This is a genomic window from Granulicella cerasi, from assembly GCF_025685575.1.
Lineage (GTDB): Bacteria > Acidobacteriota > Terriglobia > Terriglobales > Acidobacteriaceae > Granulicella > Granulicella cerasi.
The window spans coordinates 744,110-755,722 of sequence record NZ_JAGSYD010000003.1 but is presented as its reverse complement, the minus strand read 5'-3'; the positions used below and the strand labels follow the sequence as shown (position 1 = coordinate 755,722).

Genomic DNA, 11,613 nt, shown 5'->3' with positions numbered 1-11,613 from the left:
CATGCCGCCCTACCGTTCAAGGACAACCACCCACGGCCGCAATATGGCAGGTGCTCGCAGCCTTTGGCGAGCGACAGGGATGAAGGATGGAGATTTCGGCAAACCGATCATTGCCGTCGCCAACAGCTTCACGCAATTTGTTCCTGGGCACGTTCATCTGAAAGATCTGGGCCAGCTGGTGGCGGGCGAGATTGCAGCAGCGGGCGGTGTCGCGAAGGAATTCAACACTATTGCCGTCGATGACGGCATCGCCATGGGGCATGGCGGAATGCTCTATTCGCTTCCGTCGCGTGAGCTTATTGCGGATTGTGTCGAATACATGGCCAATGCGCACTGCGCAGATGCCCTCGTCTGCATTTCGAACTGCGACAAGATCACGCCAGGAATGTTGATGGCTGCCATGCGGCTGAACATCCCCGCGATCTTTGTCTCGGGCGGCCCGATGGAGGCAGGAAAGGCCACGGTGAAGGATCGCAAACAAGCATTCGATCTGGTCGATGCCATTGTTGCCGCCGCAGACAGCAACTACAGCGATGCAGACGTGGCTGTGATTGAGCGGTCTGCTTGTCCAACGTGCGGTTCCTGTTCGGGCATGTTTACTGCCAACTCCATGAACTGTCTCACAGAGGCTCTGGGGCTTGCCTTGCCAGGAAACGGTTCCGTTCTGGCGACACATTCCGATCGGGAACAACTATTTCGACGCGCCGGTCGATTGATCGTCGATCTTGCCAAGCGCTGGTATGAGAAGGACGACGCGAGTGTGCTTCCCCGTCGCCTTGCGAGCCGCGCCGCTTTCGAGAATGCCATGAGTCTGGACATTGCCATGGGCGGCTCGACAAACACAGTGCTGCACCTGCTGGCGGCTGCCAGCGAAGGCGAAGTGAACTTCACGATGGCGGATATCGATCGCCTGTCCCGCAAAGTACCCTGCCTCTGCAAAGTTGCACCGGCCAAGAGCGATGTACATCTTGAGGACGTCCATCGCGCGGGCGGCGTCATGGCGATTCTTGGCGAACTTGACCGGGCCGGACTGATCGATACGAATGTGCCCACGGTTCATGCCCCCACGCTTGGGAAGGCCCTTGAAGATTGGGACATCATGCGGACAGAGGAGGCGTCGGTTCACACCTTCTATCGTGCGGCTGCTGGCAATATCCCCACTCAGACGGCCTTTTCGCAGTCCGCCCGCTGGGAGGAACTCGACAAGAATCGTGAGACCGGCGCGATACGGTCTGCGGAGCATGCGTTCAGCAAGGATGGTGGTCTTGCCATTCTCTTCGGCAATCTTGCCCCAGAAGGTTGCATCGTCAAGACAGCGGGTGTGGACCCATCCATGCTTGTACTCACGGGGAAAGCAATCGTCTTCGAGAGCCAGGAAGGTGCTATCGATGGAATTCTGGGCGATCAGGTCACCGCAGGCGATGTTGTTGTGGTTCGCTACGAAGGTCCTAAAGGCGGCCCTGGCATGCAGGAGATGCTTTACCCGACCAGTTACCTCAAGTCGAAGGGCCTGGCGAAATCCTGTGCCCTGATTACGGACGGGCGTTTCTCCGGAGGAAGTTCCGGGCTTTCCATCGGCCATATTTCTCCCGAAGCCGCCGAAGGTGGCCTCCTTGGCCTAGTCGAAACCGGCGACACGATCAAGATCGATATCCCGTCTCGTTCCATTCAGCTTGAACTCAGCAAAGACATTCTTGAAGAGCGCCGCGCGGCAATGATAGCTCGTGGCTCCAGGGCGTGGAAGCCAATCGAACGTGAAAGGGCCGTTTCACCGGCACTTCAGGCATACGCTGCGCTGACGAGCAACGCAGCTCGGGGTGCTATTCGGGATGTCGGCAAGCTCCGGTCGAACTAACCATCGGAGCCTGTCGGCTCAAGCCAGTTATGTTTATCGACGTCCCCACGGGCTCTCCATTGATGCGTACAGGCCACTGCACTAATCTCGCGCTCTGGTCTGTCGAGATGGCGATCAGTTTACGGCGTCCAGTGAATCGAAGAGGGACGGGCAATCTAGGCCGCTTTTCGCTCATAAGCCAAGCAGGGTTGGTTCCCCGCAAACCAACCCAAATACCCACATCAGTTCGCTATGGCTTTGTGGCATTTTTGTGGCAAATACCGCCATTTGGGCCGGTTTTGCCGGTTTTACCGTCAAATATCCCTTTTACCGTCAATAACTTAGGTTTAGCACGGCACCTTCACACGGTGGAAGTCGTAGGTTCGAATCCTGCTGTGCCCACCAACTAAATCAATACAAATGAATAACTTAGGAATGGCACGATGCGGGCTATGTCTTGTACCGGTACATACCAAAGATCGCTCTTCGGATGCCCCGGCGCGGGTAGAACAGACTCCATCTGAAAACCCGGTATTTCAAGGAATCCAGCTTGGCAGGCGGGTGCTCCGCCCCGCAGTGCGGGCGTACCAAGTCAATTGGGGTATACCCGTATATCGTGCAAACTCTATGCTTGAGCAGTGACTATTGCAAAGGTTTCCTTAGACTGCAAGAACATACGAGATTGGGAGTCGTTTCATAGCGAGTTTGCTCAAGTCTTCGGTTTCCCTGCGTTCTATGGCAGGAACATGGACGCTTGGATCGACTGTATGACTTCGCTCGACGCCCCAGATGATGGCATGTCGAACGTTCATTGTGAACCCGGCAAGGTTCTCACGCTTGAGTTGGCGAACGTGGCAAGCTTTGCTGTTCGATGCCCGGCGCAATATAAGGCGCTGATCGAGTGCGCTGCTTTCGTAAATTGGCGAAGGCTGGAGGTCGGCTCTCCGTCTGTCCTCGCACTGAGCTTTTGGTACACGCGGGAATCTTGAGATGAACTCTCAAGGGAGAATGAACTGTGTCTTGGCTTCGACGCCTATTTTCTGACAGCAATAAGACGGAAGAACACCACTCTGGGAAGGAACTCAAAGCCATCCCGACGGTTGCGTTTGACCCGGCATTGGTGACGGAGACAGTCAAAAGCGACCTGCGAAAGAACTTCAATCGCTCGGCTTGCCAAAGAAGCATGTCGAAGCGATTTATCAGGCGGCTTTGCGCTCTGTCTCCGCGGGAAAAGATTTGCACCTGCTTTCTAACGCGCTAATGGAAATCGCTGGAATGACGCGCGGGCAAGCCGGGCAGGTTGCTTTGTCTTTAAATGACAAGGCTACGGCCATGATTGAACAAGAGCGGCGGGGTTCTCTTGGCATCACCCACGCCATCTGGATGTACGCGGCTCCGTGCATGAACGATCCTCGTAACCCTTCTGAGTCGGACATGCAGCGTGACGCTGCCCATCGTGCGGCGAACGGCAAGAAGTACGAAACCAGCAAAGGCATGTATTTGAACGGCAAGTGGACGCGCCCAAGAGTAGAAGATGGCTGCAAATGCGTCTCAAGGTCGGTTATGCCGTGGTCATAGGTTCCGCACTCTTTCGGAGGTTGATTTTGCTTGCAATGCAAAATCGACCTGCGCTCTTCCTCAGAGCGCAGTCGCGCGATCCTTCCCCATGTAGTGCCCTTCGCAGTCGCGAAGCGGGTTAGAGGCAGTCGGCGATACACGGATCAAGGGCCATCCCTCTGATTCGAGGTTTTGCTACGCCCCAAGTACAAACTGCAAACGTAGTTGTTCCCGCGGAGTTCAAGGCCTATCTGGTCGCCAAGTGGGCATCGATGATGCGCATTGATTCTGTCGCGCTGAGCATCTCCATGCGCTCGGAGCGATGGCGGTTTTCAAATCGGTTGATAAGAATCCCAAAACAATTCCATAGATAAATGCGGCTTTACATATCGATGTAGCGGCGAATACTGTTTCTCCGTTCCGGGGAAGAGGGTTTTCTTGTCGCGTAGATTCTTGAACGCATCGTCTTGGGGTGTGCTCGCGCTGGCTGTGTGCGCGTGGCCGCTGTTGGCGCAGGTAGGTGCGCCGCGCTGGGTGTCGGCGTGGGCCGCTGCGCCGTGTGGCGTCGCCGAGGAAGAGCCGCATTTCGATGACACCCAACTCGGCGACACGACCGTGCGCGAGGTCGTGCATCTCACCGCCTCGGGGCTCGCCGTGCGCGTGCGCTTGTCGAATACTTTCTCGACGCAACCACTCGTGATTGACGCGATTCGTGTCGCGCCTGCGATGAAGGATGGCGAGATCGATCCTGCGCAGAGCGTGGAGTTGAAGTCCGCGGGCAAGTCTCAGATGACGGTTGCGCCCGGCAAGTGGCTGGTGACAGATGCCGCGAATCTGCCCGTTGAAGCAGGCAAGGATTTGGCCGTGACTTTCTATGTGCGCGGTAAGGTCAGCCAACCGAGCGTGCATTACATGGCGTTGCAGACGGGCTTTGAGGCGAAGGGCGATCAGACGAACGCGGCGAAGCTTGCCGACGCGAAGAAGACGCCGCTGCGACTGGTCGTGATGGGCGTAGAGGTGGCTTCGCGCACTGCGCCGTATACGATCGCGGCGATTGGTTCGTCGACGACCGATGGCGCGCACTCTTCGCCGAACCAGAACCGCCGTTGGACGGATGATCTCTGGCGCCGTCTGCAGGAGGCGCGTGGGGCCAATGCTCCTGCGGTGGTGAACCTCGGTGTCTCGGGCAATCGCGTACTTCATGCAGGTCGCGGTGGATGGGGACCGGTGTGGGGCGATGCTGCGGTAGGCCGCTTCAACCGCGACGTGATCGCGCAGCCGGGTTTGAAGTATGTGGTCGCGTTTGAAGGCGGCAATGACATTCGCCAGCCTGGCTCAGGGGCGATCCCCATGGAAGAGAGCGTCACCGCGGAGCAGCTTGAGGCGGGCTTCAAGTTGATGGCGCAGGCCGCGCATGATCGCGGCGCAAAGTTCATTGCAGGAACCATCACGCCGTTTGAGCACGCCGATAAGAACCGCGCCGAAGACCCTCGCTGGGAGAAGACGCGGACGGCGTTCAACGAATGGGCGCGCCACTCCAGGGAGATTGACGGAGTGGTGGATTTTGACGCAGCGATTCGCGACCCTGAGCACCCCGCGCGCATCCTCGCCAAGTACGACAGCGGCGATCACCTGCACCCGAACGATGCGGGGTATCAGGCCATGGCCGACAGCATTTCACTTGACTTGTTTCAGTAGGGGAAGGAAGCGAAAGATGAACAGACTTACACACACGGTGCGTCAATTTGCAGTGGCCGGCGCGGGGATCGCGCTGAGTGCCCTGCTTGCGGGATGCAGTGCAGACTTCGGCAAGGTCGCGACCACTTCGGGCCCGACATTCGATGGCTCGGGCGGAACGCTGCATGGCAGCGCCTTCGGTGGGCAGCAACCGGTGAACGGCAGCAAGGTGCAGCTTTGGGCTGCGAGCGCGTCGGGTTACGGCGCGACGCCGTCGTTGCTGGCATCGGCTACGAGCAACAGCAATGGTGGCTTCTCACTGGGTAGCTATACCTGCCCGGCGAACTCCTATGCTTACATCACGGCATCGGGTGGTGATCCGCAGATCGGTACGGGGCAGAGCAACGACACGATTGCAATGATGACCGCGCTGGGCCCGTGCTCCAGCTTGTCGTCGTCGACGTACATCAGCATCAACGAAGTGACGACCGTCGCTGCGGTGTGGGCGTTGCAGGCGTTTGCTTCCACGACTGTCGGCACGTCGCTCAACTCTTCCGCCACAAGCGGCACACCGTCATTCGCCATTGGCACCAGTTCAGGCAACGCGCAGGGACTTGCCAACGCGATGAAGGTGGCGAGCCTGCTGGCAAACCCTTCAACGGGCACGAGTCCCGGCACGAACACCTCTGGCAGCGCGATCAACGTGGAGTACTGGCAGGTAAATGCGCTGGCTGACATCCTTGCGCTCTGCATCAACTCCACAGGCACGGCTGCTGCGACGTGCAGCCCCGTGATCTCTGCGACAACGGGAAGCGGAACAGCACCCGCAGACACGCTGCAGATGGCGCTATATCTCGCGCGCAATCCGACAGCGGGTACGTCGCTGCTTTCGCAAATCAGCGCCACCTCGCCGTACCCGGTGTACTCCACCACGGTGAATGACTGGACGATCGGCCTCAGCTTTCAGACCGGAACTTCGGCGACACGTTTTGTAGCGCTCGATCAGTTTGGCAATGCCTGGGTGGCGGCGAACACAGCCGTTGCAGAGCTCGATCCGACGGGCAATGTGCTTTCGAGCACAGGTTCCTACACGCTGAGCGGCGCGTCAAAGAACTTCGCGGTCGCGTATCAGGTAGCTGTCGATAAGGCGAACAACGCCTGGGTGACGGACCAAACCGGCGGATCTGTGGTGGAGTTTACCGGCTCTACTTCTGCTGGTGGAGCGAATGGTGGAGCGACGACCGCTGTGGCAACAGGCAGCGCTTCCACAGAAGGCATCGCCGTCGACGGCAGCAACAACGCCTGGTACACCACGAGCGGTGGCAAGCTCTATGAGATTCCTGTGGGCACGACGACCCCTGTCGCAGGCGTGGCCACGACGAGCCTACCGTATGGCGTTGCGATCGACATGAGCAACAATCCGAACACGGCGAAGAACCCGAACTACACCGTGTCAAACGGCGGCTCTTTCGTGTATGCAATCAACTACAACGGCTGCTCGGGCGAAGCGCTGGGCGGCACGACGAGCGGCTACGGCGGCAGCATTCTGATGGCCTACGGTGTGGCCGGAAGCTCGAACGCAGCGGGCGCAGGCACGCCGGTGAACTATATCGCGAACGCGATCTGCAACACGACCTCGAAGGTTGCTGTGAACAGCAACAGCTTTAACTTCATGTCGACGCCCGCAGGCATCGCCGTGGACAACAACAACAACCTTTGGATCGTGAACCAGAACTACGTGAGCAGTGATACCTCTGGGCCGCACTACTCGCTGACGAAGGTGACGCAGAACTATAGCTCGTCGTTCACGGCTGCGAACATCAACAGCGAGATCACGTGGTCGAACTACGCTGGTGGCGGGCTTTCGACGCCGTGGTTCATCGCGCTCGATGGGAATAGCAACGCCTGGGTTTCGAACTCGACTGCAACCTCCGGTGGAGTTTCTACGGGTACGGTGTCGGCATTTGCGAACGCCGGTACAGCACTCTCGCCGACGACGGGTCTTTACGGCGGAACATATGTGTCCGGCACAACGACCTATCGCCGTGCACTGGTGGGGTCGCGTGGTATCGCAGTCGATGGCTCGGGCAATGTCTGGGTCGCGAACTCCACGACCTTCACCTTCCCGGGCGCGTCGAGCGCAGTGGGCTACGTGACGATGATGGTGGGCGCTGCTGCGCCAACGGTCACGCCGCTCTCGCTGGGCATCGCTAACTTCACGCTTGCTTCCAAGCCCTAGTCTTATCCGCACGCACAGGCGCCGAGGCCGCGCCTGTGCGTCTCGCCTTCTCTTCGCTGAAAGAACAAAACATATGCGCCGCGCGTTTCGACTTCTTCCGCTCTTCGTCATGGCATTGCTCGCTGGTTGCGGCAATGGCAACCCGATCATCTACGACACGATCTCGCCCACGCCTTCGGTCACACTCGATGCTGGGCAAAGCGCGACGTTCACTGCAACGGTGAACAACGACGCCTCGAATGCGGGCGTCACCTGGTCGGTCGGATCTGTGGGAACGTTGAGTGCAGCCACGTCGAAGACCGTGGTCTACACCGCGCCGGCGACGATCACCGCTGCAACCACAAGTTTTGTGACGGCGATGCCTGTGGCAAACACGCTGTACGCTGCATCCACGCAGATCAACCTCTCGCCCGCGCTCGCTTTCACCACGACAGCGCTGTCGAACGGTACGCTGGGCGCAGCGTACAACGCGAGCATCCTCACGACGGGCGGCAGCGGCACCGTCAGCTACTCGATCGCGAGTGGCACCTTGCCGACGGGTCTCCTTCTTTCGGCCGCAGGCACACTGAGCGGAACGCCGACCGCCGTCGGTTCATTCACCTTCACGGTGCAGGCGCAGGACACAGCCAGCACCCCCGTTGCGGCGACGAAGACCTTCACGATCGTCGTGACCGCGCCCCAGCTCTTGATCGCGACGGCCTCCATCAGCAATGGCGTAACGGGTAAGGCGTATAGCCAGCAGTTGAATGCCTCGGGCGGCATTGCACCGTATGTGTGGACGATCACGAGCGGCTCGCTGCCAGCGGGTCTCACGCTGAGTGCTGCGGGTCTCATCAGTGGTGCACCCACGGTGACTGGATCGTTCACCATAACCGTGCAGGTGACCGACACGGAAGCCACCCCGCAAACCGCAACCAAGTCGCTGAGCTTCACGGTCTACTCCGCACTCAACATCACGACGACGACGTTGCCCGGTGGCTCGCTGAAGAACGCTTATTCGCAGAGCCTTGCTGCCACTGGTGGCACGCCGAGCTACACCTGGAGCGTGGCGAGCGGTACACTCCCCGCGGGACTCACTCTTTCCACGGCTGGCGTACTGAGCGGCACACCCACCACCGCAGCGTCCTACACATTCTCCGTACAAGTAGCGGACAACAGCTCACCGCAGCAGGTAGCAACGCAGCAGTACACCGTGCAAATTGTGACCTCTACGCTGGCGATCACGACAACCACGCTCGCCAACGCGACGACAGGTGTCAGCTACTCTGCAACGCTCGCGTCTTCGGGCGGCAACGCGCCTGTGACGTGGTCGCTGGCGAGCGGATCGACGCTGCCTGCAAACCTCACGCTCAGCTCTGCAGGTGTGATCAGCGGCACGGCAACGACTGCGGGCACGTACAGCTTTACGGTGCAGGCGTCGGACTCCACGCCTTACACCGTGAGCAAGCAGCTCTCGTTGCAGGTCGTCGCACTGGCCGCTTTGACGATCTCCACCACGACCGTGCCGAGCGGCAACATTGGCTCGGCGTACTCCACAACGCTTGCAGCTACGGGCGGCGCATCGCCGTATACGTGGAGCATCACCAGCGGCGCGTTGCCGCAGGGACTCACGCTGTCGACGGCGGGCGTGCTTAGCGGAACGCCCCTCAACGCGGGCAGCTTCAGCTTCACGGCCCAGGTGAAGGACTCGCAGGCAACTGCTGCCACCACGAGCCGCAGCTACACCCTGGCTATCGGCACCGCGCTGGCCAGCGGTACGAACAACGCTCTGCTCAACGGACCTTACGCCATGCTGCTGCGCGGCCAAAGTAACTCTGTCGCTACAGGAGCCATGCCTGGTGTTGCACTCATCGGCAGCCTGAAGGCTGACGGAGCAGGCAACCTGAGCGGTGAGCTTCAGACGAATGCTTCATCCGGAGTAACGTCTGTGCTGGCGACCACGGGCACCTACACCTTGGGCGCAGACAATCGCGGACTTATGGTGCTGACCAACACGCAGGGAACATTTGTGTACAGCATCGCGGCTTCGAATGTGCAGAGCTCCATCGCGCGTTCGCTCGCCGTCAGCGAGTTCGACAACGCGAGTGGCGCGGCGGGAACCACGAACCTCACGGGCTTCGCGAAGTACCAGACCGCAGCTTCGTTCAACGCGGCCGGCTTGAAGGGCACGTATGCCTTCGGCCTCTCCGGCGAATCACCCTGCGCTGCCTGCGCGAGTGGCGTGAAGCTTGGCCCGTTGGCTGCTGTGGGTACGCTGACCTCCGATGGCACTGCGGTACTGAGTGCTGGTGCGATGGATGCAGGAGCTTATGGCACGAGCTACAGCGGCATCACTTTCACCGGCATCTACGCTTCCAACTCATCCACAACAGGACGAGGCGCGATGCACCTTGTGCTCACCGGCACGAGCTTCGCGGGCGCGCCGGTGGACTTCGTCTATTACATCGTCAACGGCAACGAGTTTCTTTGGATGTCGAGCGACTCTCACGCTTCGTCAGCGCTGCTTGCGGGCGATGCACAGCTGCAGACCGTCACGAGCTACACCGCAGCAACTCTGACAGGATCGATGATCGGTTATGAAGCGCAGGCCGCCAACGGAGATGGTTCCACCACGCTGCCTTCGGCGACCAACGCTGTCCTTACACGCGTCGCTTTCGCCAGCAGTGGAACAGCGACCGTCGCGCAGGATGCGAACCGCGCGGGAACGCTGACGTCAACCAGCGCGGCTTCCGCGACGTACACTACCGCAACAAACGGTCGTACTGTGTTGGGAAGCCAGGTGCTCTATCCGTTTGCGGCGAACGCTGGCTTTGCGCTCGATCCCGCGTCCACGACAAGTTACCCCGCGCTGATCACCTACGAAGCACAGACGGCAACGTCGACGCTTCCGCCGGTGCTCAGCGGAACCTTCGGCGCCTTCACGCTGGCTTCGCCCGCGCCTGCAACGTTGAGCTCCGGCGACTTCGCGTGGACGCTCAGTACAGGTGGCGTCAATACCAGCTTGAATGGCACGCTGACGACGACGCTGGATAGCAGCTCGCCTGCGGGCGCGTTGGCCCTGGGGACGAGCAACAGCTTGATCTATCTCGAAGACACGAATGGACGCATCACGCTCAACGCGAACGGTAGCAGTACCGTGGTAGGTGTCGCCTACGCGATCACGGCATCGCGTGCTGTGTCGATCACGGCGAGCACTGCCGCAACGCCTGTCGTCAGCGTAAGCCAGCAGTAAACGATGTTGCACTCGAGAGACAGCGGGATCAGGCCGTAGGCTTTTCCCGCTTCTTTTTTGTCTTATCCGTCCGAACTTTACCGCTGCGTTCGAGCAGCATATCGAGGAAGAGTTGCGCTGTCGCCGATACGACCTCACGATTCCAAGCGATTGCAATCTCCGACTCCGTGCTCTCATTCGGCAGCGAACGTACGACCACGTTCTCGGTCTGATGCAGCGCAATGGAGGCTGGCGCAATGGCGATGCCCATACCCGCAGCCACCAGCGAGATCAGCGTGTACATCTCAGCAGCCTCTTGCGTCACACGGGGAGTTACGCCGTTGCGATGGCAGATATGCATGATCTGATCGTGGAAGCCGGGTGCCATCTTGCGCGTGTACTTCACGAAATCTTCGTCGCGGCAATCGGCGAGCGTGACGTGTGCCTTTGTCGCCAGAGGATGGTTGGCAGGCAGCAGCAACACGAACGGTTCACGATGCACGACGCGCATGCGAATCTGCGGCGGCGTGGGCAATGGAACGCGGAGGAAGCCGACATCCAGCTTGCGCTCCTGCAACTGCGTGATCTGGTCCATCGTCAGGACGTTGCGCAGCTCGACCTCAACGTGCGGATACTGATCGCGAAAGCGCTTCACCAAGGGGGGCATGATGACCGCGGCTGCGGTCGAGATGAAGCCGATGCGCAGCGTACCCACTTGCCCCAGCGCCGCACGCCGCACACGCAGCGTCGCCTGCTCGGTACGCGCGAGCAGTTCACGCGCTTCCGACAGGAAGACCTGGCCAGCGGGCGTCAGTTCAGTCTTGCGGCGCGAGCGAATGAAGAGCTGCACGCCAAGGTCCTGCTCCAGCCCACTGATCTGAAGACTGAGCGCGGGCTGAGAGAGATGGACCAGCTTCGCGGCGCGGCCAAAGTGCAACTCTTCGGCGACTGCGATGAAGGACCGAAGCTGTCTGGGACTCATATTCGGCGTCAAAATGCGGCCTCCGTGAATGATTTACGAACCTTATTACAGGCCTCAATTGTTTTCAATAGATTTATCGACCACAACGCACGTGTAATTGATTTCACTTTGGG

7 protein-coding genes are annotated in these 11,613 nt (G+C 59.7%); 6 read left to right on the top strand and 1 reads right to left on the bottom strand.

What is annotated here, in order from left to right; translation table 11 throughout:
• Position 1: 1 nt before the first annotated feature.
• The 6 genes from ilvD (at position 2) to OHL11_RS12670 (ending at position 10,539) form a co-directional block, all read left to right on the top strand.
• Positions 2-1,855: a dihydroxy-acid dehydratase gene (gene ilvD / locus OHL11_RS12695; protein WP_263371875.1), complete on the top strand. Its 1,854-nt coding sequence runs from the start codon at positions 2-4 to the stop codon at positions 1,853-1,855.
• 617 nt (positions 1,856-2,472) lie between these two features.
• A complete protein-coding gene (locus OHL11_RS12690; RefSeq protein WP_263371874.1) occupies positions 2,473-2,823 on the top strand; it encodes a barstar family protein in 351 nt (116 codons plus the stop codon).
• A 181-nt stretch (positions 2,824-3,004) separates the two neighbouring features.
• Complete coding sequence (locus OHL11_RS12685) at positions 3,005-3,412, top strand: hypothetical protein (protein WP_263371873.1); 408 nt, start codon at positions 3,005-3,007, stop codon at positions 3,410-3,412.
• A 432-nt stretch (positions 3,413-3,844) separates the two neighbouring features.
• On the top strand, positions 3,845-5,089 hold the full coding sequence (locus tag OHL11_RS12680) for an SGNH/GDSL hydrolase family protein (protein ID WP_263371872.1): 1,245 nt from the start codon (positions 3,845-3,847) through the stop codon (positions 5,087-5,089).
• Between the two features lie 16 nt (positions 5,090-5,105).
• The gene (locus tag OHL11_RS12675) at positions 5,106-7,307 is read left to right on the top strand and encodes a beta strand repeat-containing protein (RefSeq protein ID WP_263371871.1); all 2,202 of its coding nucleotides are present in this window, start codon (positions 5,106-5,108) and stop codon (positions 7,305-7,307) included.
• Between the two features lie 73 nt (positions 7,308-7,380).
• Positions 7,381-10,539 (top strand): beta strand repeat-containing protein, encoded by a 3,159-nt coding sequence (locus OHL11_RS12670; protein WP_263371870.1) that lies wholly within the window; start codon positions 7,381-7,383, stop codon positions 10,537-10,539.
• Positions 10,540-10,567: 28 nt separating this feature from the next.
• Here the strand turns inward: OHL11_RS12670 and OHL11_RS12665 are convergent, their stop codons facing one another.
• A complete protein-coding gene (locus tag OHL11_RS12665; protein WP_263371869.1) occupies positions 10,568-11,500 on the bottom strand; it encodes a LysR family transcriptional regulator in 933 nt (310 codons plus the stop codon).
• Positions 11,501-11,613: the final 113 nt, after the last annotated feature.